This window comes from Mesorhizobium sp. U510, from assembly GCF_059180695.1.
On record NZ_CP180532.1, the window covers coordinates 6,788,166 to 6,811,539 of the forward strand.

24 protein-coding genes and 1 tRNA gene are annotated in these 23,374 nt (G+C 62.2%); 14 read left to right on the forward strand and 11 right to left on the reverse strand.

Annotation, left to right across the window (positions count from 1 at the left end):
• Positions 1-10: 10 nt before the first annotated feature.
• The 4 genes from ACLGL5_RS34910 to ACLGL5_RS34925 form a co-directional block, all read right to left on the reverse strand.
• Entirely contained in the window at positions 11-313 is a 303-nt protein-coding gene (locus tag ACLGL5_RS34910; protein WP_038649545.1) for a DUF982 domain-containing protein, read from the reverse strand.
• Positions 314-517: 204 nt separating this feature from the next.
• Positions 518-1,777, reverse strand: coding sequence for an acyltransferase family protein (locus ACLGL5_RS34915; RefSeq protein ID WP_038649548.1), 1,260 nt, complete (start codon positions 1,775-1,777; stop codon positions 518-520).
• 319 nt (positions 1,778-2,096) lie between these two features.
• The gene (locus ACLGL5_RS34920) at positions 2,097-2,273 is read right to left on the reverse strand and encodes a hypothetical protein (RefSeq protein ID WP_171903313.1); all 177 of its coding nucleotides are present in this window, start codon (positions 2,271-2,273) and stop codon (positions 2,097-2,099) included.
• A 28-nt stretch (positions 2,274-2,301) separates the two neighbouring features.
• A complete protein-coding gene (locus ACLGL5_RS34925) occupies positions 2,302-2,544 on the reverse strand; it encodes a hypothetical protein (protein ID WP_069093115.1) in 243 nt (80 codons plus the stop codon).
• 624 nt (positions 2,545-3,168) lie between these two features.
• On the opposite strand from ACLGL5_RS34925, the gene ACLGL5_RS34930 reads away from it, so the two are divergent.
• Positions 3,169-4,920: an ATP-dependent nuclease gene (locus tag ACLGL5_RS34930; RefSeq protein ID WP_494372848.1), complete on the forward strand. Its 1,752-nt coding sequence runs from the start codon at positions 3,169-3,171 to the stop codon at positions 4,918-4,920.
• A gap of 464 nt (positions 4,921-5,384) precedes the next feature.
• Here ACLGL5_RS34930 and ACLGL5_RS34935 read toward each other — a convergent pair whose 3' ends face one another.
• Together ACLGL5_RS34935 and ACLGL5_RS34940 are read right to left on the reverse strand one after the other, a co-directional pair.
• Positions 5,385-6,047, reverse strand: a complete 663-nt coding sequence (locus tag ACLGL5_RS34935) for a DUF6998 domain-containing protein (protein ID WP_069093116.1) — start codon at positions 6,045-6,047, stop codon at positions 5,385-5,387.
• A 133-nt stretch (positions 6,048-6,180) separates the two neighbouring features.
• Positions 6,181-6,270 (reverse strand) — tRNA-Ser (locus ACLGL5_RS34940).
• 368 nt (positions 6,271-6,638) lie between these two features.
• Between ACLGL5_RS34940 and ACLGL5_RS34945 the strand changes: the two genes are divergently transcribed.
• The 4 genes from ACLGL5_RS34945 (at position 6,639) to ACLGL5_RS34960 (ending at position 9,570) form a co-directional block, all read left to right on the forward strand.
• Positions 6,639-7,355 carry a hypothetical protein gene (locus ACLGL5_RS34945; protein ID WP_245307234.1) on the forward strand — a complete coding sequence of 239 codons (717 nt, stop codon included), beginning with the start codon at positions 6,639-6,641 and terminating at the stop codon, positions 7,353-7,355.
• A 133-nt stretch (positions 7,356-7,488) separates the two neighbouring features.
• Positions 7,489-7,812, forward strand: a complete 324-nt coding sequence (locus ACLGL5_RS34950; protein WP_069093118.1) for a hypothetical protein — start codon at positions 7,489-7,491, stop codon at positions 7,810-7,812.
• Between the two features lie 219 nt (positions 7,813-8,031).
• Positions 8,032-9,021, forward strand: a complete 990-nt coding sequence (locus tag ACLGL5_RS34955; RefSeq protein ID WP_010911449.1) for a BMP family lipoprotein — start codon at positions 8,032-8,034, stop codon at positions 9,019-9,021.
• An 87-nt stretch (positions 9,022-9,108) separates the two neighbouring features.
• Complete coding sequence (locus ACLGL5_RS34960) at positions 9,109-9,570, forward strand: GNAT family N-acetyltransferase (RefSeq protein ID WP_032931642.1); 462 nt, start codon at positions 9,109-9,111, stop codon at positions 9,568-9,570.
• On the opposite strand, the gene ACLGL5_RS34965 is transcribed toward ACLGL5_RS34960, so the two are convergent.
• Entirely contained in the window at positions 9,565-9,963 is a 399-nt protein-coding gene (locus tag ACLGL5_RS34965) for a hypothetical protein (RefSeq protein WP_069093119.1), read from the reverse strand. The genes ACLGL5_RS34960 and ACLGL5_RS34965 overlap by 6 nt on opposite strands.
• A gap of 22 nt (positions 9,964-9,985) precedes the next feature.
• A complete protein-coding gene (locus tag ACLGL5_RS34970) occupies positions 9,986-10,192 on the reverse strand; it encodes a SlyX family protein (RefSeq protein ID WP_169627215.1) in 207 nt (68 codons plus the stop codon).
• A 218-nt stretch (positions 10,193-10,410) separates the two neighbouring features.
• Here ACLGL5_RS34970 and ACLGL5_RS34975 point away from each other — a divergent pair, with 218 nt between their 5' ends.
• The 6 genes from ACLGL5_RS34975 (at position 10,411) to deoA (ending at position 16,772) form a co-directional block, all read left to right on the forward strand.
• Complete coding sequence (locus ACLGL5_RS34975) at positions 10,411-11,943, forward strand: ABC transporter ATP-binding protein (protein WP_010911453.1); 1,533 nt, start codon at positions 10,411-10,413, stop codon at positions 11,941-11,943.
• Positions 11,940-13,079 carry an ABC transporter permease gene (locus ACLGL5_RS34980; protein WP_019861158.1) on the forward strand — a complete coding sequence of 380 codons (1,140 nt, stop codon included), beginning with the start codon at positions 11,940-11,942 and terminating at the stop codon, positions 13,077-13,079. Before ACLGL5_RS34975 ends, ACLGL5_RS34980 begins: the two co-directional genes overlap by 4 nt.
• 1 nt (position 13,080) lies before the next feature.
• Positions 13,081-14,052, forward strand: a complete 972-nt coding sequence (locus ACLGL5_RS34985) for an ABC transporter permease (protein ID WP_010911455.1) — start codon at positions 13,081-13,083, stop codon at positions 14,050-14,052.
• A 168-nt stretch (positions 14,053-14,220) separates the two neighbouring features.
• On the forward strand, positions 14,221-14,613 hold the full coding sequence (gene cdd, locus ACLGL5_RS34990) for a cytidine deaminase (protein ID WP_010911456.1): 393 nt from the start codon (positions 14,221-14,223) through the stop codon (positions 14,611-14,613).
• Between the two features lie 30 nt (positions 14,614-14,643).
• On the forward strand, positions 14,644-15,453 hold the full coding sequence (locus tag ACLGL5_RS34995) for a purine-nucleoside phosphorylase (protein WP_069093120.1): 810 nt from the start codon (positions 14,644-14,646) through the stop codon (positions 15,451-15,453).
• A complete protein-coding gene (gene deoA, locus ACLGL5_RS35000; protein WP_069093121.1) occupies positions 15,453-16,772 on the forward strand; it encodes a thymidine phosphorylase in 1,320 nt (439 codons plus the stop codon). Before ACLGL5_RS34995 ends, deoA begins: the two co-directional genes overlap by 1 nt.
• Here deoA and ACLGL5_RS35005 read toward each other — a convergent pair whose 3' ends face one another.
• From ACLGL5_RS35005 to ACLGL5_RS35015, 3 genes are all read right to left on the reverse strand, one after another.
• Positions 16,773-17,336, reverse strand: coding sequence for a TIGR02281 family clan AA aspartic protease (locus ACLGL5_RS35005; RefSeq protein WP_069093122.1), 564 nt, complete (start codon positions 17,334-17,336; stop codon positions 16,773-16,775).
• 121 nt (positions 17,337-17,457) lie between these two features.
• On the reverse strand, positions 17,458-18,087 hold the full coding sequence (upp, locus tag ACLGL5_RS35010) for a uracil phosphoribosyltransferase (protein WP_010911460.1): 630 nt from the start codon (positions 18,085-18,087) through the stop codon (positions 17,458-17,460).
• A gap of 126 nt (positions 18,088-18,213) precedes the next feature.
• Entirely contained in the window at positions 18,214-19,188 is a 975-nt protein-coding gene (locus ACLGL5_RS35015) for an adenosine deaminase (RefSeq protein WP_019861162.1), read from the reverse strand.
• Between the two features lie 134 nt (positions 19,189-19,322).
• Between ACLGL5_RS35015 and ubiE the strand changes: the two genes are divergently transcribed.
• The 3 genes from ubiE (at position 19,323) to coaBC (ending at position 23,302) form a co-directional block, all read left to right on the forward strand.
• Positions 19,323-20,099 (forward strand): bifunctional demethylmenaquinone methyltransferase/2-methoxy-6-polyprenyl-1,4-benzoquinol methylase UbiE, encoded by a 777-nt coding sequence (gene ubiE / locus ACLGL5_RS35020; protein WP_019861163.1) that lies wholly within the window; start codon positions 19,323-19,325, stop codon positions 20,097-20,099.
• Between the two features lie 67 nt (positions 20,100-20,166).
• Positions 20,167-21,741: a 2-polyprenylphenol 6-hydroxylase gene (ubiB, locus tag ACLGL5_RS35025; protein WP_069093532.1), complete on the forward strand. Its 1,575-nt coding sequence runs from the start codon at positions 20,167-20,169 to the stop codon at positions 21,739-21,741.
• A gap of 91 nt (positions 21,742-21,832) precedes the next feature.
• Positions 21,833-23,302, forward strand: coding sequence for a bifunctional phosphopantothenoylcysteine decarboxylase/phosphopantothenate--cysteine ligase CoaBC (gene coaBC, locus ACLGL5_RS35030; RefSeq protein ID WP_069093123.1), 1,470 nt, complete (start codon positions 21,833-21,835; stop codon positions 23,300-23,302).
• The last annotated feature ends 72 nt before the right edge of the window (positions 23,303-23,374 follow it).

A 23,374-nucleotide genomic window follows, 5' to 3' on the forward strand; every position in this document is an offset into this window, starting at 1 on the left:
GGCCTCAAACTCAGGCGGCGTAGCCGCCATAGCCGCGCGCGACGGCGCGCGCCACGATGACCGGCTCGATCTCGGGCCAGAGGATGCCGGTTGCTTGTGCGAATTCGACCAGCGCATGGCGCGCCTCGTCCCTGGTGATACAGCCTTCCAGCGCAAGGCCACACGCCTCGACGGCATTGCGGTAAAGGGGACCACGGCGCGAGGTCGTCCAATCGGTCAGGAAATCGTGCATTTCGGCCAGCGAGGCAATCTCGCGCTTGAAGCCGAGGCCCACGGTCACCGCGACCGGTGAATGAAACAGCTTGTCGTGCATGAAGCAGGCTCCTGATTATAAGCAGCGCCAGGAGAAATATCCGGGCTGGTCCACGGACGGGACGCCGTGAAACGCGCTGCGGGCCAAGAGGTTCCAGGCCGGGAGCTTTCATATGAAATGCGGCGGTCGTGCTCTGATCGCCATGCCCGCCATCGTTCACGCCAGCCCAGGCCAATCAGGCCGGGCGGTCAAATGGCCAGGGAATCATCGCTCCTGGGCGTTATGCGCGGCCTGCAGACTGTCTTGTGAAACGTCCCGGATGCGCCAGGGCTGCCCTGCGTCAGCGGCTGTCGTCTCACGCACCTCGCGCTGCGTCGACAGGCGAAGAACTGCCGCAAGACGGTTTCCCAGCGAGACGCCCGGCTTTTCGACCACAAGATGCGCGACCAGCGCCATGAGGACCAGAAGCACCATCGCAATCAACATCACGAGCCAATATTGGGCGGCGTTGTCCATGGCGAAGGCCCGCAGGGGCGCGATGGAGAATGTCGAGACGAAGGCAAGCCCTTGCAAGAGATAGATGCCAAAGCTGATCTCACCCAGCCGCACTGAGCGGGAGGCCGTCAGTAGACCGAAGAAATCAGCGCCCGTCACGACCAGGAAGAAGGTGGCAATACACAGCAGCATCGGCCCCGGCGCATAGGCGGTCTTATAGATGACGAAGATACCCACCAGCATCGCTAGGGCGACGGCGGACAAGGCGTGCCGATGCCATTTCACCAGCAGGCCGTGTGCTTCAAGCGTTGCGCACAACATTCCGCCCGCGAAAAGTCCCAGATAGCCGTAGGCGGGGCTGCCTCCGTTCACTGACATGAGAATTGAAAAAGCCAGGAGAACGACTGGCAAGCCTATGCGGGCCACCGGATGCCGGCTGAATATCGCCGCGATCGGCAGGCTGAAATAGAACAGCCATTCATAGGGCAAGGTCCAGGTTACGCAGGCCAATACGCAGATGCGGGAACTCGAAAGCGGAACGTAGCCGAAGACACCGAACAGCAGATTGAAAAATGCCCGCTCGTAAGTCGCGAAGGCCGAATAGTCGATCGCGCCATCGGCGACCTCCAAAGCCATCGCCGTGCCGACGGCCACAACATAGAGAGGCCCGATCCTGAAAGCCCGCTTGAGCAACAGCGTCGGAAATTCCACGGGGGACTTTGCCGACAGCAGTTTCCCCCAGAACAGATAGGCCGAGATGATGAAGAACAAGGATACGCCCACCTGTCCCAGCGGGCCATAGAAAGCCGATGGCGGATACTTCCATGCGCCGGTCACCAGCATTTCATGGTAGATGACGGCGTGGTGAAGCACGACGGCAAGCGCCAGATAGCCTCGCATTCCGTCTATTGCCCGCACCCTGGAGGAGTTCGATCCGAAACCTACCCGCTGAAACAGCGGCATGCCCGCAAGCGGCCAAAGCAGCGCGACGACCACAAAAGCGGGCCAGATGTCATAAAGTCCAACCACGATTGCTCCGAGCCGATGCGCACAGCGCGCTGAGTCGCGTTGTTGGACTATGCAACCTTGCCCGGAGCCGGCACAAGCGCCGCTCGCGGTCCGCCCGATGCTTTCCCGCGGCGGCTACCGAACAATCGCCGGTCTGCCGAGCCATCGAGCCCATGCGCAACGACCGGTTCCTCACGACGCGCACGATGCGCCGCGCCATTGCCCTGGGACAGGTTGGCTTCATGCGGGCGCGGAAATTATGGACGCTTTGGCTGGAAGGCCGCGACGATGATCTAAGGGAGGATTTGAGCCAACCACGCCGCCGGCCGTGGCACGCGGCCTACCGCATGAGCGCGTTTGCTTCAGCCAGCGCGGCCAGCATCTGCTCGACTCTCCGCCCCGAGGCTTCCGTGCGCTCTATGTGCCGCATCATTTGCTGCGTCAGCATCGCAAGCCTTGCAGCGCGATAGACGTCGCCGTTTCTGGCGGTATCAGGGTTGAAGGTCGCGATCATCATGGGGCGGCAATCCCAAAATCATGGAGCTCTACAATGCCGCTGGGTCGATCTTCGTCAGGCGCTCTCTGGCCTCGATCACACGCCGCTGAGCGGCTCTTATCCTGCCGCAGAGCGCAATATTGATTCCCACCCCGCAATCTTCGTCCAGCATTTCCTTGGCGCGCCTGAGGGTGACCTCCGCCCGCTTGACTCGCTGTCTGGCCTTGGCCAGTTCCAAGATCATGAGATCGGCCATCGCACCGCGTCCGTTTTGCTCCAGGGTGTACATCATGAAGTGCTAACTCATGACGGAGCGGATCGTTCCCCTGAGGCCTGGGGCTACTCTCTAGGTTGCAAGCCTTAGACCGCTTGTGGCTGGCACCGAGATCAATCGGCGATTGGGAGTCTGGCGGAGAGCGGGCGTACCGAGGGAAAGGAGGACAGCGACTATCTGTTTGACGACCTGCCGCCGATCCCAAAGTCACGCGAGACGCGCTCCGACCCAGCCGCCAAGCAGTTCACGCGGTATCGCCGTAAGGTGGGGGTCGATGAACGCCCGAACGACAAAGCCAAGAGCAATGTGGATTTCCACTCCTTTCGCCGCTGTTCATGCACAAGGCACCTGATGCCATGCTTGCGGGGAGCGCAGGGTTTGACGAGTGGACCTTCGCGTGGGTGGTAGGGCGCACCGACAGCGAGCGGGCCAAGAACCTTGACCTAAGCCAGCACGGTTACGCGGGCAAGACCCTGAGAAGGCTAGGAAGGCGCTTGTGGAGGCCGTGAAGTTGCCGTCGATGTCCGCTTAGCAGCGTTTTGCTTTCGGCCCATCCCCCCGAAATTAGTGGTTAAGTTTAGGATAGGAGTTTGGATTGCTTCTCTTCTGCTCGTCTGCAAGTCATGATGGCTAGGAAAATTCGTGAGGTTCTGGCTTGGGCGGGAAATTAACGTGAATCAACATCCTTTGGCTGGGATTGCCATATCTGCCACAAACTTTAAAAGCTTTGGCGATACGATGTTCCCGATGTTAAGCTTTCAGCCGATTAATATTCTAATTGGAAGAAATAACTCCGGTAAGTCATCCTTTATTGATTTAGTAGATTTATTCACTTCAGAAGGGAAGAAATACGACGCGTCAAAACACAATGTGGGCGGTCGACCCTTTACGGCCTATCTATCACACGCAGTAGATGAGACTTCGCTTCGCAGGGTGTTTCCCGAAAACACATCGGGAGGCCCGCTTCCAGGCAACCACTGGGTCTACGGTAAGCAGTTTCTTGGCGCCATCGCTACTCTCGCATTCGGACCAAATTGGAAACCCGTGTTTGCAGATTTGCCAACTAGCGACGGGCGAATGGGCGCAATTCCCGATGGTCATCGAACTTTATTGGTGCAGCAGTTGCCTCGGATTTTTGAGCATGTGCGATTGTTGCGTGTGGCAGCGGAGCGCGACGTTCAGCCGGAACCCCGAGACAGTGGTCGAACACTCGCGCCGAACGGTCGCGGCGTCACTAACCTTGTGAGGGCGTTTATCAACAGCGACGATCTCCCTCGTGCGGAAGTCGAGGTCGGTCTTCTTCACGATCTGAATGAAATTTATCGAGGCGACAGCCACTTCACTGAAATCGTCTGTCGAGAAAACAAGGATCAGATATGGGAGATATTTCTTCGTGAAGAAAATAAGGGCGACATCCGTCTATCCGAGTCCGGAAGCAGCTTGAAGTCAGTCTTCATCATACTTTGTACGCTACGGCTCCTTCCTAAAATAGAGGACATTGCGTGGAAGAATATTATTCTATCTGTAGAAGAGCCTGAGAACAATCTTCATCCCGCTCTGTTGAGGCGACTTCTCAATTTCCTGGCCGAGCGCAGGACGGAACACGGCTTCAGTCTAATAATAGCTACTCACTCACCAGTCGGTATTGATTGGTCGACAAAGCGGAGTGATAGCCAGATAATCCACGTTAAGCACGACGGTGCTTCAGCTTCTGCCCAAGTGGCCATAGGATACAATGGCAGCCGCGACATACTGGATGATTTAGACATCCGCGCTTCTGACATCCTCCAAGCCAACGGAGTGATTTGGGTAGAAGGGCCCTCGGATCGCATTTACCTGAATAAGTGGATCGAGCTTTTGTCCGACGATGAGTTGAAGGAAGGTGTCCACTATTCGATCATGTTCTATGGGGGAAAGCTGCTTTCGCATCTGCATGCGATGCCTCCGGAAGATGCCAATAAGCTAATCTCGTTGCTGGCTCTGAATCGCAACGCGGCTATCTTGATGGACAGTGACAGACACTTCGGGAAGCCCGCTGACGGCAAGAAGCCCGCCCGAAAGCCCCGGATGAAGTTGAATGACACCAAGACTCGGCTGAAAGACGAGCTTTCCGCTATGGGCGGCTATGTTTGGATCACCGAGGGGCGCGAAGTTGAAAACTATCTATCTCAGCCCCTCCTGCGACGTGTGACGGGTGACATCACCGTGGATATTGGCAAATATGCCTCAGTCCCGGAGTTGTCGGCGTTATCCAAATTTAACGGGGATAAAGTTGCCCTCGCACATCGCGTCGCTGAGCTCACCGAGAGAGCCGATCTGGACGGCCATTTGGATTTGGCCGCGATGGTAGGTGGGCTTTGCGGGGTGATTGGCGGTTGGAACGGCCCTCGCTGAGAAGCGTCGCCATTGAAATTTTGGGTCACTGATTTGAGAGGCCATCTCGTCAGGGTGTCCGGGGGATCTTTGCCCCCGGTGCCCGCCTCCCTGCCGCGTTTTGCCGGCGATGCCCATAGTAGGCAAACTATTGAAAGCTGGCGGCGCATGTTTCGTCCCTTCGTAATGTGGCCGCCATCTTAGGCCGGGGTGGGTCCTCAAATCCAAAGAGCACGGTCCACTTTGCGGCTCTTATAGCGAACGCGCTCTTCGGCAAGGACATCGCTATGCTCCTGATGTTCACCGAAAGCTGCATATTGGTTGCCGTCCTGCTTCGGCTAGCGAGTATGGGGATAGCGGCCCTGCCAATGCATCATGGTGCAGTCACGATATGGGGAGACTGCAAGAGCGGTAATGATGGAGTTGGCGAGACGCCTTTCAGGTCAAGAAATTCCGGTGATCATCAAGTAACTTGGCCACAGCGCTTAGGCGCGTGCCGCAAGCATCCGCAAGATACCTGCACCGATCTGCCTAGTGTTCTTTTGTTCGCCGCGATCATTGAGAATATCGAAGCCGATCTCGCTTGCGATTTTACGCAGCAAAGGCTTTGCGGGTTCAATTTTCGTTTCGCCTTCGAAAACTAGGATCGTTCCGTTCTCATATTGCTTGATCGTATAGGGACCGTAGGCGGAGGAATCGACAACCGCTAGATGCTCCACAGGCTGTACAAATCTGCGCTGTGTTCCGACTGAGAAGACAAGCCGTTCGTTGAGTTTGCTAGTACGCGCTTCGGCTGCAGTGCAATCCAACAAGGTCTCGACCGAAACGCCGTTGTCATCCCCAACGTTAATCCGCAAGATGACGACTCGGTCTACGTGCTCGAACGTGTTGGGATTGAAGGAAACGCTCGTGCTCGAAGTGATCGTCTTCACCGAAATTCGTTCATTGTCTGCGCTTACGACATCATAGCCGCGCTGGTTGACTTCAAGAGCCATCTGGCCTCGTGTCAGTACGCAGGTGAACAACTCGCCTATGCGGCCTGTTAGATGTCCAAGGTTTGCAGGGTCGACTCCCCAAGACAGCTCACGCTCAAACCACGTTAAGGCTTCCGCCAGAGATTGGATGGTCTGAATTTGTGTCAGGGCCATACTTTTATAAATCCACGTTGGGAAACGGAAATGCGATGGTAGCCTTTTGTTGGGGCACCGAGTTGGGGCACCGGGTCATCTGGGTATTTAGAAAATCTGTTTATAATCAGTTTTTATCGGAAACCTTGTAGACTGGCGGAGAGAGCGGGATTCGAACCCGCGTTACGGTCTCCCGTAAACACACTTTCCAGGCGTGCGCCTTCAACCACTCGGCCACCTCTCCGTCCTTGCCTTCGCGCCAGCCGGTTTCGCCGCGCGGGTTGGGGAGATGCATCTCCTTGGGGCTGCGGCGCGGAATGTCCGCGCCATGGACGCCGCCCAACCAGCGGACATCCTTCCCCGGCACCTGAGCCGTCGAAGCAACAGGCGCGGGGCTCATCTAGTCGATCCCGCGCCGAATGCCAAGCCATAACGGCACTCTATTCGCTTTGCCGGCCACATGGCGGTTCGCGATGCGGTCGCCGCACCGGTTTCCGGGGGCGCCGGCGCCGAATGATGTGCACAGGCAAGGCCGCAAGAGCCGCCGCGCTTGACTTCGCCGCCGGCCGCCTGTCGAGTGAGGCAGAGGCTTTGCGGGGGCATAGTCCGGACATGACATCGAGCAGCGAACAACCGGACAAAGGGCAGGCGCCGGCCGGCCGGCCGGGCGGCGACCTTTTTTACGTCCCGGTGGGCTGGCTCATCTTCGTCATGGCGTGGTCGGTCTATGGCCTGGCGTCGGCATGGTGGCTGGTCGGCAATTCCGGCCTGCCCGACAAGATCTTCTATTACCTCGTTGGCGGGCTCGTCGCCAATGTCATCACCATCCTGTGGGGGCTTTATCTGCTCGGCCTCGCCTTTGGCCGTTCAGGGCGTTTCCCCCACCATTTCACCATCTGGCAGATCGCCACCATCGTCTGGGTGCTGGCGAGACAGGCCTATGTGCTGACCGTGCCGGAATTCGTCTTCTCCGCCAGGAGCCTCGGCATCACCGCCATCGAGATCGGCATCGGCCTGCTTTGCATCTACCTGCTGCGCCCCGGTTCCGGCGCCGGGATCTACGCCAGGCCGCAAACCGAAGCGCCGCCGGTCTTCGTTTCCATCATTGCCGCCTTGCTCGGCATCATTCTCGGCGCCATCATCGGTGCCCTGGTCGGCTTCTTCGCCGGCTCGGTGATCGCCGATGTCGCCGAGGTGAGCTGCTTCGAGGGCGGCTGCGGCTATTTCGCCGCCTTCATCGGCCTGGCCGGGCTGGTGGTCGGCGCCATTGCCGGCGGCATTCTCGCCGTCTGGCTCGTCCATCGGCGCAGGCGCAAGCCTGTGGCATAGGGACGGAGAAGCGCGGACCTTCAAATTCGCGTATCGCGGTTGCGGGCGGGCCAGACAAATTCTATTTCTCGTTTCGGGACACGTGCCGGAGATCCCTTGGGAAAGCACCAGGATCGGCCGGGGGAGAACCTGGATGTTTCGCTTCATTTTCCGCCTTGCCGCGATGGTCGCGCTGTCGGTCTCCGTCATCATGGCGGTGATCGACACGACGCGCACGGTGGCGGCTTCGGCGCTTGTGCTGACCCCGCTCAACGCCAGCTGGCTGGCGGTCTCGCCGGACACGCGGGCGGCCTTCGAAACCTTTGTCCGCGCCAAGGCCAGTCCGCTTTTGTGGGATGGCGTCATCGCTCGGGTGCTCGACCAGCCGGGATTTGCCGTGTTCGCGGTGCTGGCCTTCCTGCTCTACGCCATCGGCTACAGGCGCCAGCGGCGCACCGACCAATTCGCCGCCAACTGATCGGCAAAGGCCGCTCGGCAAAGATCGAGCTGCGGCGCGGGCTGCCCCTGGCACGCTTTTCCAAAAGGTCAAAATTCCGCGTGAATTTTGTTTCGGGCCGTGCCAGATTGCCGCCGAGCGGGAGGGGAATACACTCCTGGCTGACGTCGCATGCCTGCCGCAGAACCGGGCAGGCAGGCGGGGCGTAACGGAAAAAATAACCGACAGGGTGTGGATCACATGAAACGTATCGTTCTCGGCCTCCTGGCCGCAACCGCAATGGTTCTTCCGGCTTTCGCCGCGGATGTCCAGCCGGCCATCCTCTATGATCTGGGCGGCAAGTTCGACAAATCCTTCAACGAGGCTGCCTTCCATGGCGCCGAGAAGTTCAAGACCGAGACCGGCACGCCCTATGTCGAGTTCGAAGTGTCCAACGCCTCGCAGCGCGAGCAGGCGCTGCGCCGCTTCGCCGAGGACGGCCACAACCCGATCGTCATGGCCGGCTTCGCCTGGGAGGATGCGCTGAAGAAGGTCGCGGCCGAATATCCCGATCTCAACTTCGCCATCATCGACGATGCCGTCGACCTGCCCAACGTCCGCTCGCTGGTGTTCAAGGAGAATGAAGGCTCCTACCTCGTCGGCATCATGGCCGCGATGGCATCGAAGTCGAAGAAGGTCTCCTTCATCGGCGGCATGGACATCCCGCTGATCCGCAAGTTCGAATGCGGCTATGTCGGCGGCGCCAAGTCGGCCGGCGCGACCGACGTCATCCAGAATATGACCGGCGACACCCCGGCTGCCTGGAACGATCCGGCCAAGGGCGGCGAAATCGCCAAGACGCAGATCGACCAGGGCTCCGACGTGGTCTACGCCGCGGCCGGCGGCACCGGCGTCGGCGTGCTGCAGGCGGCGGCTGATGCCGGCAAGCTCGGCATCGGCGTCGATTCCAACCAGAATGGCCTGCAGCCCGGCAAGGTGCTGACCTCGATGATGAAGCGCGTCGACGTTGCCGTCTACACCGCCTTCATGGATGGCAAGAACGGCACCTTCAAGGGTGGCGTCGAGAATCTCGGCCTCAAGGAAGGCGGCGTCGACTACGCCATGGACGACAACAACAAGGCGCTGGTGACCGACGAGATGAAGGCTGCCGTGGAAAAGGCCAAGGCCGACATCATCGCCGGCAAGATCCAGGTGCACGACTATACGACCGACAACGCCTGCCCCTATTGATCGGCAGACACCGATTTGCGAACCGCCGGGCCTTGTCCCGGCGGTTTTGTTTTTGGAAGACTCTGACGGACGAGCACCGAGGCTGGAGTGACGCCGATCATTGAACCGATGACCGAATGCGACGTCGAGGCGGTGGCACGATTGCGCGTTGCCGCCTTTTTCGAGGGCAGCGCAAGGACGCCGGACGAGGACGCCGCCGGTTTACGCACGCTGCTGGCAGGCGACGGCTTCGAAACGGCGCTGGTGGCCCGGATCGACGACGTATCGGTCGGCACATGCCTGCTGGTTCGCCACGAATTGGAACCGGCGCACGACCTCACGCCATGGTTGGCCGGCCTGGTCGTCGATCGCAACCACCGCAATAAAGGGATCGGCCGTGCACTGGTCGCGGCCGTCGAAGCCCATGCTGCGTCGATAGGCGTGGAGAGGCTCTACCTCTATACCTGGGAAGCGCGTGATTTCTATACCGGGCTCGGCTGGGTGGTCGTCGAGCAGTTCGAGCAGGACGGCCACCCGATGCTGTTGGTGGCGCGCGAGCTCCGGCTATAGCCGACCCACGAGATAGCCAAGCGCGAAGACCGCAATCAGCACAATGGCGACGACAAATCCGCGCCGGCCGCCAAGTGAATGCACGCCAACACCGTATGGTGACCGGGACAGGCTTCGGATCACCGTTCGCGGTTTGGCATCATTGCCGAGCCCAACGCTGCGCATCTGTGGCAACTCGGCGAGGCGTTGCGCCACCAGCGCCCAATGATTGGCAGGCAAGGCAGGTTTTTCGGCGCGGTCGAAAACATGCATGCGTTCGGCAAGCTGCAGCACCGCGTCGCGGAAGGCAGGGTCTATCTCCAGATCGCGCTCGGCCCGTTCGCGATCGGTATCGTTCATCAGGCCGAGCACGTAGTCGCCGGCTCGCGCGATACGATCCCTTTCACCGACCATGGCTTGTACCCTCCCCTCGTCCTCACCAATGCGGCGGCTTGGTCACCGGCACGTCGGGCGCCGCCTGCTCCTCCAGCGCCAGGAAGCGATCGGTCAGCGCGTCGAGCTTGCGCTGCATGCGCTCGATTACCGTCCACTGCTCGGCGATCTGTCCCGACAGTTCCTCGATGGTCCTTTCCTGCTCGGCGGCGCGGATTTCCAGCGTCGTCAGCCGGTCGGCGGGCATGATCATTCGCAGTCCCTGATCTTGCACCACAATGCCTTGCGTCGTGATGCGAATTTCGACGCCGTCATATTAGCGAATATGAAGCCTGCGGACACGTTGGAAATTGACAAGCGCACCGGGATTTGCCGAGAGTGGATACTGCTCCGGCCAATTGGCACGGGCGGGGCGTCATGCTAGGCATTTTGACCAAGCGATAAAAAAATAAGAGTGGGACTGGCTGCATGGCGCAAGCCGCAATCGAACTGATCGGCATCAACAAGAGTTTTGGCGCCGTGCGCGCCAACCGCGACATCAATCTGGAGATCGCGCGCGGCACCATCCACGGCATCGTCGGCGAGAACGGCGCCGGCAAGTCGACGCTGATGTCGATCCTCTACGGCTTCTACCAGGCCGACAGCGGCGAAATCCGCGTCGGCGGCAAGCCGGCATCGATCAAGACCCCCAATGACGCGATCGCGCTCGGCATCGGCATGGTGCACCAGCATTTCATGCTGGTCGACAATTTCTCGGTGCTGGAAAACATCATTCTCGGCGCCGAAAGCGATGCCCTCTTGAAAAGCAGCATCGCCAAGGCGCGCTCGGAACTCGAGCGGCTGGAGCGCGAATACGGGCTCGAAGTCGACCCCGACGCCATCATCGAGGAACTGCCGGTCGGCCTGCAGCAGCGCGTCGAAATCCTCAAGGCGCTTTATCGCGGCGCCGAGATTCTCATTCTCGACGAGCCGACAGGCGTTTTGACGCCGGCCGAGGCCGACCACCTGTTCCGCATCCTCAAGCAATTGAAGGAACAGGGTAAGACGGTGGTGCTGATCACCCACAAGCTGCGCGAGATCATGGCCATCACCGACAATGTCTCGGTTATGCGCCAGGGCACGATGGTGGCGACGCGCGAAACCAGCAAGACGACGGTGGGCGAACTGGCCGAACTGATGGTCGGGCGCCGGGTGCTTCTGAGGGTCGAAAAGGGCGAAGCGGAAGCCGGCGCCGTCAAGCTCGCGGTCAAGAACCTGACGGTGAAGGATTCGCGTGGCGTCACCATGGTCGACGACATCTCCTTCGACCTGCGCGCCGGCGAGATCGTCGGCATTGCTGGCGTCGCCGGCAACGGCCAATCCGAACTTCTCGAGGCGATTTCCGGCATCAGGCATGCCGTTTCAGGCTCGGTCATGCTCGACGGCAAGCCGATCGACCTGACGGGTGCCGCCGATCCCGGCGAATTGCGCGACCGAGGGCTGGCGCACGTGCCGGAGGACCGGCACCATGTCGGGCTGGTGCTGGCCTTCGAGGAGAACGAGAATTCCATCCTCGGCTATCACGACGACCCCCGCTATCTCAAAGGGCCATTCCTCAACGTCGATGCCATCATGGCCGACGCCAAGGACAAGATCGAGAAATACGATATCCGGCCCGGCAATCCGCGCCTGAAGACGGCGAACTTCTCCGGCGGCAACCAGCAGAAGATCGTTCTGGCGCGGGAGATGGAGCAGGATCCAGGCGTGCTGATCGTCGGCCAGCCGACGCGCGGCGTCGATGTCGGCGCCATCGAATTCATCCACAAGCGCCTGATCGCCATGCGCGACCAGGGCAAGGCCGTGCTGGTGGTCTCGGTCGAGCTCGACGAGATCCGCTCGCTCTCCGACCGCATCCTGGTGATGTTTGCCGGCCGCATCGTCGGTGAGCGCGGTCCGGAAGCGACCGAGGGCGAGCTTGGCCTGCTGATGGCGGGCGTCGAGCGCCAGGAGGCAGCACTTTGAGCACGCCATACGCCAAACTGCCGGCCTGGGCCGATTATGGGCTGATCCCGCTGATCAACCTGGCAGTGGCCTTCATCGTCGCCGGCTTCGTCGTGCTCCTGGTCGGCGAGAACCCGTTCCGCGCCGCCGTCATCCTGGTCGAGGGCGCCTTCGGCAAGGGGACCGGCATCGCCTTCACCCTCTTCTATGCCACCACCTTCATCTTCACCGGGCTTTCGGTGGCGGTGGCGGCGCATTGCGGCCTGTTCAACATCGGTACCGAGGGACAGGCCTATATTGCGGGCTTGGGCATCGCCATCGTCTGCCTGTCGTTCGACAGCGTGCTGCCCTGGTGGCTGACATTTCCGATGGCCATCGTCGCTTCGGCGCTTGTGGGCGCCTTGTGGGCGCTGATCCCCGCCTATCTGCAGGCCAAGCGGGGCTCGCACATCGTCATCACCACCATTATGTTCAACTTCATCGCCGCCTCGATCATGGTGTATCTGCTGGTCGGACCGCTGAAGCCGGCGGGGTCGCAGGCACCGCAGACCCGCAACTTCCTTGCCGGCGCCGAACTGCCGAAACTCAACTGGATCATCGAACTGTTCGGCGCCAAGATCCGCTCGGCGCCGCTCAACGTCACCTTCCTGCTGGCGCTGCTCATGGCCTTCCTGGTCTGGCTGCTGATCTGGCGCACCAAGCTCGGCTATGAGATGCGCACCTATGGCCATAGCCCCAAGGCGGCGCGCTATGCCGGCATTTCGGAAACCCGCATCATCATCACCGCGATGATGATCTCGGGCGCGCTGGCAGGCATGATGGCGCTCAATCCGGTGATGGGCGACCAGCACAATGTCGCGATCGACTTCGTCTCCGGCGCCGGCTTCGTCGGCATCGCCGTGGCGCTGATGGGGCGCCTGCATCCGGTCGGCATCGTGCTGGCGGCGGTCCTGTTCGGCATGCTCTATCAGGGCGGCGCCGAACTTGCCTTCGAAATGCCGGCGATCAGCCGCGACATGATCGTCATCATCCAGGGCCTGGTGATCCTGTTCGCCGGCGCGCTCGAACACATGTTCAGGCCTTACATCCAGGCGCTGTTCGCCTCGTTCAGTCCGAGGTCGGTGGGCATGGAAGCGGTCAAGGGAAAGGGCGCCTGAGATGGATGTCTTTATCGCCATCGTGCAGATACTGGACTCGACCATCCGCCTGTCGGTGCCATTGTTGCTCGCCTGCCTCGCCGGCCTCTTTTCCGAGCGTTCCGGCATCTTCGACATCGGGCTGGAAGGCAAGATGCTGGTCGGCGCCTTCGCCGGCGCCGCCGCTGCTTCCGTGTTCCATTCGGCCTTTATCGGCCTCGGCATGGCAATCCTGATTTCGGTCGCCTTCGCCATGGTGCACGGCTTTGCCTCGATCACCCACCGCGGCAACCAGATCGTTTCCGGCGTGGCGATCAATTTCATCGCCGCCGGATCGACCATCATCCTCGGTCAGGCCTGGTTCCAGCAGGGCGGGCGCACGCCGGCGCTGCAGCCGGGCGAGCGGTTTGACGCGATTGTCTGGCCCGGCGCCGAGGCGGTCAGGGACGTGCCGATCATCGGGCCGATCTATGCGGAACTGATATCGGGCCATTCGCTGCTGGTCTACCTCGCCTTCCTGATGGTGCCGTTCACGTGGTGGGTGCTGTTCCGCACCCGCTTTGGCCTCAGATTGCGCGCCGTCGGCGAGAACCCGGCCGCTGTCGACACCGCCGGCATTTCGGTCGCCTGGCTGCGCTACCGGGCCCTGATCTGCACCGGCATTCTCACCGGCGTCGCCGGCGCCTATCTGTCGATGGTGCAGAATGGCGGCTTCGTGAAGGACATGACCGCCGGCAAGGGCTATATCGCGCTGGCGGCACTGATCTTCGCCAAATGGAAGCCGGTCAACGCCATGTTCGCCTGCCTGCTGTTCGGCTTCCTCGACGCGGCGGCGATCCGCCTGCAGGGCTCGCCGCTGCCGATCATCGGCAAGGTGCCGGTGCAGTTCATGCAGGCGCTTCCCTATATCCTCACCGTCATCCTGCTCGCCGGCTTCATCGGCAAGGCCATCCCGCCGCGCGCCGGCGGCGTGCCCTACGTCAAGGAACGCTGATGCATGTCGCCCAAAAGTGACCTCGGTTTTGGGAGAACGACATGAATAAAACAAAGAGTTAAAGCGCGTCGCCTGAATCCGTTTCGACGCGACGCGCTTTAAGGTTTGACGGCCCGGCGTGTGCCTCGCGCCGGGTTTTGGACACGATCATCGGAGAGAACAACTGAAATGTCGCATGATCTGTTCGAAGCGGCCAGGACCGCCATGGCCAAGGCCTATGCGCCCTACTCGAAATTTCCGGTGGGCGCCGCCTTGCGCACCGAGGACGGACGCGTCTTCACCGGCGCCAACATCGAAGTCGCTTCCTATCCCGAGGGCTGGTGCGCCGAGACCACCGCGCTTGGCCACTACATCATGGGCGGCGGTGGCAAGATCGTCGAAATCGCTGTCCTTGCCGAACGCATGGCCAAATGCTCGCCTTGCGGCGGCTGCCGCCAGCGGCTGGCCGAATTCTGCCAGCCGGACACAAAACTCTACCTCTGCGACAATACGGGCGTGGCCGAGACCGTGACCATGGGCGACATGCTGCCCTATGGTTTCCGCGGCGACATCCTGAAATGAGGAATTGGCTCAAATGAAGAGCGGGCTGCAATGACCGAAAAGGCCGTGGACCATCTGATCGAAAGGCTGGACGGCCTGGCGCCGTCGACGGCGCTGGTGCTGGGATCTGGCCTCGGCGTCCTTGTCGACCGGATCGAGCACCCGATCCGCGTCCCCTATGCCGACCTGCCCGGTTTCCCCCGGAGCGGCGTCAGCGGCCATGCCGGCGAAGTGGTGGCGGGCCTGTTTGCCGGAAAGCCGGTGCTGATGCTGTCCGGCCGCGCCCATTACTACGAGCATGGCAACGCGGCGGCGATGCGCCCGGTGCTTGAAGTGCTCGCCGGCATCGGCATCACCAAACTGATCCTCACCAACGCCGCCGGTTCGGTCGACCCGGACATGCCGCCGGGCTCGGTGATGATGCTCACCGACCATATCAATTTCTCCGGCAGCAATCCGCTGATCGGCGAGCCCAGCGACCGCCGCTTCGTCGGCCTGACCGAAGCCTACGATGCCGGCATCCGCAAGGCGATCGAACGCGCCGCCAAGGCGACCGGCACCGCGCTGCACAAGGGCGTCTATATGTGGTTTTCCGGCCCGTGTTTCGAAACGCCGGCCGAAATCCGCATGGCGCGCATCATGGGCGCTAACGCCGTCGGCATGTCGACCGTGCCGGAAGTCATTCTCGCCCGTTTCCTCGGCCTGCGCGTCGCCGCCTGCTCGGTCATCACCAATCTGGCGGCCGGCATGACCGGGGCCGAGCTTTCGCATCAGGAGACCAAGGACATGGCGCCAGTCGGCGGGTCGCGGCTGGCAACGGTCCTGCACAGAGTGTTCCGCGACGGACTGCTGGAGAGCTGATGCTTCCGCAGGAAATCATCCGCCACAAGCGAGACGGCCACAGGCTCTCGGCCAGCGAAATCGCTGCCTTCATCGGCGGCGTTACCTCGGGCGCCGTCACCGATGGCCAGGCCGCGGCTTTCGCCATGGCGGTGTTCTTCAACGGCATGAACCGCGACGAGGCCGTGGCCTTGACGCTGGCCATGCGCGATTCTGGCGACGTGCTCGACTGGTCGGACCTGCCCGGCCCGGTCACCGACAAGCATTCGACCGGCGGCGTCGGCGACAATGTCTCGCTGATGCTGGCGCCGATCGTCGCCGCCTGCGGCGCCTATGTGCCGATGATTTCGGGCCGTGGCCTCGGTCATACCGGCGGCACGCTGGACAAGATGGATGCGATCCCCGGCTACATCAGCCAGCCCGATATCGCGTTGTTTCGTCAGGCGGTGCTGGAAACCGGCTGCGCCATCATCGGCCAGACCGCCGATCTGGCGCCGGCCGACCGCCGGCTCTATGCCATCCGTGACGTCACCGGCACCGTGGAATCGGTGCCGCTGATCACCGCCTCGATCCTGTCGAAGAAGCTGGCCGCCGGCCTGGGCTCGCTGGTGCTCGACGTCAAGGTCGGCAATGGCGCCTTCATGGAGAAGTCGCGCGACGCAACCGCGCTCGCCAACAGCCTGGTCGAGGTCGCCAGCGGCGCCGGACTGAAGGTCTCGGCACTGATCACCGGCATGAACGAGCCGCTGGCCTCGGCCGCCGGCAATGCCGTCGAGGTGCGCAACGCCGTCGATTTCCTCACCGGCCGCCTGCGCGACCGGCGGCTGGAAGATGTGACGCTGGCGCTGGCCGCCGAAATGCTGCAGTCGGCGGGACTGGTGTCGTCCAACCAGGACGGCTTGCGGCGCGCCACAGAGACGCTCATCAGCGGCCGCGCCGCCGCCACCTTCGCGCGCATGGTGGCGGTGCTCGGCGGCCCGGCGGATTTCATCGAGAAGCCGGAGAAATATCTGGCCGTGGCGCCAACGGAATTGGTGGTGAGGGCGACGACGGACGGCTTCGTCTCCGGCATCGCCACGCGCGACATCGGCCTTGCGGTGGTTGGCCTGGGCGGCGGGCGCACGAGGCCCGACGACAAGATCGATCCCAGCGTCGGTATCACCAGGCTGATGCCCATAGGCGCTGAAGTCCGTGCCGGAGACGCACTGGCACTGATCCACGCCCGCTTGCCCGCCGATGCCGAGGCGGCGGCCGCGACTGTGCTTTCGGCTTATGCGATCGGCGCCTCGAAACCACCGGCGGACAAAACCGTCATGCGGCGGATCCTGCCGCGCGGTTGACTACTGGACAAGCAGCAACGTACCGTTTTCGGCCTGATATTTGCCGAGCCGGTTGAGGAAGCTCATGCCGATCAGGTTGGTGCTGAGCGCCCTGTCGTCGAGCACGATGGCCTGCACATCTTCGACGCTGATGCTGCCGATCTGCAGCCGGTCGATCATCACCACGGCCGCCTTGATCGAGCCGTTGGCGGTGTTGACCTCATGGCTGAAATCGGACGGATTGAGCGACAGCCCGATCCTGCGCGCCGTCGACGTATTGACCGCGACCAGCGTCGCGCCGGTGTCGATCATCCCGTCGACCTGACGGCCGTTGAGTTTGAAGGTGGTCGAGAAATGTCCGCGCCCGTCCGCTGTGACGGCGACCTTGCGGCCGGTCGGCAGCAGTGGCGCCGGTCTGTCGGGAACCGAGGCCAGGCTGACCTGCGGTTGTGCCTCGACCTCGGGCCTGGCCGCCACCGTCGATTTCAGGAGGTTTTCGAATATCTGCGGATTCGACTGATAGATGACCGGGATCGATGCCGATGTCCCGGCAAAGACGCTGAGGATGAGAAGCTTGCGCAGCATGGATCGGCCTTTGTGAGAGCCGATTCATTATCGCCGGATGGTGTTCGCCGCTTTAACGGGCGCCGAAACCATGTCTTTGCGTAAACGCTTGGTAAATCGTACCAGGCAACTTTGCCTGATACTACTTCGTCCCGTACATGCGGTCGCCGGCGTCGCCCAGGCCGGGCATGATGTAGCCCTTCTCGTTGAGTTGGCGGTCGATGGACGCGGTGAAGACTGGAACGTCCGGATGCGCCTTGGTGAAGCGCTCGATGCCCTCGGGCGCCGCCAAAAGGCAGAGGAAGCGGATATTTGTGGCGCCGCGCCCTTTCAGCTTGTCGATCGCCGCGATCGCCGAATTGGCCGTCGCCAGCATCGGGTCGACGACGATCACCAGCCGGTCGGCGAGATCGCTCGGCGCCTTGAAGAAATATTCGACCGCTTCCAGCGTCTCGTGGTCGCGATAGAGGCCGATATGGGCGACGCGCGCCGCCGGCACCAGGTCGAGCAAGCCTTCCAGCAGACCGTTGCCGGCGCGAAGCACCGAAGCGAACACCAGCTTCTTGCCCTCCAGCGTCGGCGCTTCCATGGTCTCGATCGGCGTTTCGATGGTCGTCGTGGTCAGCTCGAGATTGCGCGTGACCTCGTAGCCGAGCAGCAGCGATATCTCGCGCAACAGCCGCCTGAAACCGGCCGTGGACGTCTCCTTCTTGCGCATGATGGTCAGCTTGTGCTGGACAAGCGGGTGGTCGACGACGGTGACGCCCTTCATGATGTTCTCCTGATGCGTGTCACCTGGCGCGCGGACGCGCTTCAGGCAGCTGGAACGACCCTAGCGACTATGGACCGGCCAAGGAACCGCTTGGCCGCCATCGACCACAGCTTTGTCGGAAGAAAATCAGCGCGCCGCTCCGTTCAGCCGGGCAAGAAGTGCCGCCTTGGTCTTCCTGTCGACAAAGGCGGCTTCGATGGCGGTTTTGGTGACGGCGGCAAGCGCCTTTTCGTTCATCGCAAAATGCTCCGCCGCGAGATCATACTCGCGCTTCAGCGAGGTCCAGAAATAGGGCGGATCGTCGGAGTTGAGCGTCACCTTGCAGCCGGCGGCCTGCAAGGCGGGAAACGGATGGTCGGCAAAACTGTCGAACACTTTGAGCGCGATGTTGGAGCCGGGGCAGCACTCCAGAACGATGCCTTCGTCGGCGATGCGGCGGACAAGGTCCGGGTTCTCGATGGCGCGCACGCCGTGGCCGATGCGCGAGGGGCGGATATGGTCAAGCGCCGCCTGGACCGTCTCCCAGCCCGTCAGTTCACCGGCATGGATGGTGATGCCGAGCCCGGCCTCGCGGGCGATCTCGAAAGCCCGGACATAGTCCTCCATCTCGCCCATGCGCTCGTCGCCGGCAACGCCGAAGCCGGTGACCAGCGGATTCCCGCAGCGCGCCGCGAAGCGTGCCGCCCGTTCGATCGATTCCACGCCGACATGGCGCACGCCGGTGACGATCATGCGGCCCTCTATGCCGGTCTTGGCCTTGGCGCGCAGCATGCCTTCGCCCAGCGCGTCGGTATAGGCCTTGGGCGAGAGCCCGGCTTTCGTCGCATGGTCCGGCGAGGTGAAGACTTCAGAATAGATGGCGCCATCGCGCGCAAGGCTGGTCAGATAGTGGTCGGCCAGCCGGGCGTAATCCTCTTCGGTGCGGAACAGATCGGCGGAAAAGTCGTAAGCCGCGAGAAACGACGTAAAATCGTGCCAGACGAAGGAACCGTTCTGGATATAGGGCGCGGTATCCTTGCCGTATTTCTGCGCCTGGCGGATGACGAGCTCAGGCGCCGCTGCCCCTTCAATGTGGCAGTGCAGTTCCGCTTTCAAAGGCATTCAAACATCCCGTCGGTCAGTCCAGGTCTTGAAAACCCACCACCTGGAAGCGCGGCTGAACACCGCGCCTTAAACAATAGCGCCCACAGCATCGATCGGCTATGGTCCCGCCGGTTTTATGACGGATCAAAAAAATGTCAGTTGAGAGAACCACGGCCGCGGGCGGCATGGAAACCTCCTATGGTTTCAAGCGTGTAGGGGAAGGCGAGAAGCAGTCCCTGGTCAACGATGTTTTCCACAAGGTCGCCAATCGCTACGACCTGATGAACGACCTGATGTCGGCCGGCCTGCACCGGCTGTGGAAGGATGCCATGGTCACCTGGCTCAATCCGCCGAAGCGGCAGGGCTGGAAGGTCCTGGACGTGGCCGGCGGCACTGGCGACATCGCCTTCCGGATCGTCGATGCCAGCCATGGCAACGCCCACGCCACCGTGCTCGACATCAACGGCTCGATGCTCGGTGTCGGCCGCGACCGCGCCGAAAAGAAGGGCCTGTCCGGCAACACCGATTTCGTCGAGGCCAATGCCGAGGAACTGCCCTTCACTGACGCCACCTTCGACGCCTACACCATCGCATTCGGCATCCGCAACGTGCCGCGCATCGATGTCGCGCTCGCAGAAGCGTTCCGCGTGCTGAAGCCCGGCGGCCGGTTCCTGTGCCTGGAATTTTCCGAGGTCGAGATGCCGCTGCTCGACAAGGCCTATGAAGCCTGGTCGTTCAACGCCATCCCCAAGATCGGCAAGATGGTCACCGGCGACGGCGAGCCCTATTCCTATCTGGTTGAATCGATCGCGAAATTCCCCAACCAGCAGAATTTTGCGGCAATGATTTCCCGCGCCGGTTTCGACCGCGTTTCCTTCCGCAATTATTCCGGCGGTATTGCCGCGCTTCATTCGGGCTGGAAGCTTTGAGGCTGGCCCGCATTTCTCATCCCCGATATGGCTCATGCCGGTCTCAAGGACCGGCCCGGGTGCGGCCATGAGCAGCGTCGGCGCCGGTTTCAGGCTCGCGCGGGCCGGCTGGGTGCTGGTGCGCGAGGGCGTTATCGCCGCCCTGCCGGGCGAGGAACTCTCCGGCCTGCCGAAATTCGGCTGGCGGCTGGCGCGGCTGTTCACCCGCCGCCGCGCGCTCGCCTATGAGCGCAGCGACCGGCTGGCCAAGGCGGTGGTCCGGCTCGGCCCGTCCTATGTCAAGCTCGGCCAGTTCCTGGCAACGCGGCCCGATGTCGTCGGCAACGACATGGCGCTCGATCTCGCAATGTTGCAGGACAAGATGCATACCTTCCCGAAGGCCGAGGCGGTCGCGGCCATCGAAGCCTCGCTCGGGCGCAAGGTGGGCGATCTTTACGCCGAGTTCGGCGACCCCGTCGCCGCCGCTTCGATCGCCCAGGTCCATGCCGCCGAAGCCATTCACGACGGCACTGCCACCAAGGTTGCCGTGAAGGTCATCCGGCCCGGCGTGCGCCGCCGCTTCTTCCAGGATCTCGAGAGCTATTTCCTCGCCGCCCACCTGCAGGAGAAATATATCCCCTCCTCGCGCCGGCTGCGGCCTGTCGAGGTGACCGAGACGCTGGCGCAGACCACCAAGATCGAGATGGATTTGCGCCTCGAGGCGGCGGCACTCTCCGAACTTGGGGAGAACACCAAGGACGATCCGGGCTTTCGCGTGCCATCCGTCGACTGGGAACGCACCGGCCGTGACGTGCTGACCATGGAATGGGTCGACGGCGTCAAGATGAACAACATCGCAGGCCTGGAGGAGGCCGGCCACGATCTGAAGGCGATCGCCGCCAATCTCATCCAGTCGTTCCTGCGCCACACGCTGCGCGACGGCTTTTTCCACGCCGACATGCATCCGGGAAACCTGTTCGTCGAGGCCAACGGCACCATCGTCGCCGTCGATCTCGGCATAGCCGGACGTCTCGGCAAGAAGGAGCGCCGCTTCCTCGCCGAAATCCTCTACGGCTTCATCACGCGCGACTATCTGCGCGTCGCCGAAGTGCATTTCGAGGCCGGCTACGTGCCGCGCCAGCACAATGTCGCGGCCTTCGCGCAAGCGATCCGCGCCATTGGCGAACCGATCCACGGCCAGCCGGCCGAGACCATTTCCATGGCCAAGCTCCTGACGCTGCTGTTCGAGGTGACCGAACTCTTCGACATGGCGACACGGCCGGAGCTGATCCTGCTGCAGAAGACCATGGTGGTGGTCGAAGGCGTGGCGCGCACGCTCGATCCGGCCTTCAACATGTGGAAAACCGCCGAGCCGGTGGTCGGCGGCTGGATCGCCGGAAACCTTGGCCCGCGCAGCATGATGATCGATGCGCGCGACGGCGCCAAGGCGCTGCTGACACTGGCCCGCCAGGCGCCGGAGCTTGCCGCGCGCACCGACCGGCTGTCGCGCGAGATCGACCTGATGGCCGAGCACGGCCTGCGTTTCGACGAGACCACGGCGCGTGCCATCGGCAAGGCCGAGGCGCGCTACAGCCGCTCCGGCCGCGTCGCGCTGTGGGTGATCGCATTGACGCTGGTCTACATCGCCTGGAAGATTCTCTAGGCCTGGAAATCGAAGCTCGAGCTGACAACTTGCGGCGAGATGATTGCATTGCTATCATTGCTATCGGTCGGCATGAGCACAGTGCAATCACATGGCAAGCATCACGATCCGCAACCTTGACGATGAGGTCAAGGAGTTGCTGCGCCGGTTAGCGGCGGAAAACAACCGTTCCATGGAAGAACAGGCGCGCGTGATGATCCGGGCCGCAGTCGACGGCCAGATCGGGCCTGCCCGCATCGACCAGATCGAAAAGACCTTGCGCGAACTGACCAGCACGCACAATGCGGCAACCTCGGTTGCGGCCCCTGCGGGCAAGATCCTTCCGCGGGGGACGCTTTCCGGCAAGCGCATCCTGCTCATCATTGGCGGTGGCATCGCCGCCTACAAGGCGCTGGACCTGATCCGCCGGTTGCGTGAGCGCGGAGCGGCGGTTCGGGTGGTGATGACAACGGCTGCACAGGAATTCGTCACCACCCTGTCGGTTGGCGCGCTGTCAGCCGATCACGTCTTCACCGAACTGTTCGATCGCAATGACGAGCATGATGTCGGCCATATCAGGCTGTCGCGCGAGGCTGATCTTCTGGTCGTGGCGCCCGCCACCGCCGATCTGATGGCCAAGCTCGCCAACGGCCATGCCAATGATCTGGCCTCCACCGTGCTGCTGGCCACCGACAAGCCGGTGCTGATGGCGCCGGCGATGAACCCGAAAATGTGGTCGCATGCCGCGACCCGCCGCAACCGTGCGACCTTGGGCAAGGACGGCATCGCTTTCGTCGGCCCGGCCAGAGGCGAAATGGCCGAAAGCAATGAAGCCGGTGAAGGCCGTATGGCCGAGCCGCTGGAGATCGTCGCCGCGGTCGAAGCGCGGCTCGATGCCGGCCCCAGGCCTCTGGCAGGTCGCAAGATTATCGTCACCTCAGGCCCGACGCATGAGCCGATCGACCCGGTGCGCTATATCGCCAACCGTTCCTCCGGCAAGCAGGGCCACGCCATCGCCGCCGCATTGGCAAGGCTTGGCGCCGATGTGCGCCTTGTCTCCGGTCCCGTGAGCATTGCCGATCCGGCCGGCGTGAAAACCATTCATGTCGAACGCGCGCAAGAGATGCGCGATGCGGTCGAACAGCTTTTGCCCGCCGATGCCGCGGTGTTCGTGGCCGCCGTCGCCGACTGGCGCAGCGAGAATTCGGCCGGCGAAAAGATCAAGAAGGTGGCGGGCGAAGGACCGCCGGTGCTGCGCATGGTCGAGAACCCCGACATCCTTGCCGGCGTCGGCCACCACAGCCAGCGACCCGGTTTGGTCGTCGGCTTCGCCGCCGAGACGCAGGATCTTTTGCGCAACGCAGAGGCAAAGCTCGCGAAGAAAGGCGCCGATTTGATCGTCGCCAACGATGTGTCGCACGAAAGCGGCATCGGCCCTTCAGGCGTCATGGGTGGCGATCGCAACCGGGTGCGGATCGTGTCGAAGGCCGGCGTCGAGGAATGGCCCGAAATGACCAAGGACGAGGTGGCGGCGCGGCTCGCCACCCTCATTGCCGAGCGGCTGAAAACAACAGTCGTTTGACGTGTATTGAAGCAATTCCGGGAAAGCGCGCAGCGCTTTCCCTAGGGAATTGCGAACAGCAAAGACTACATG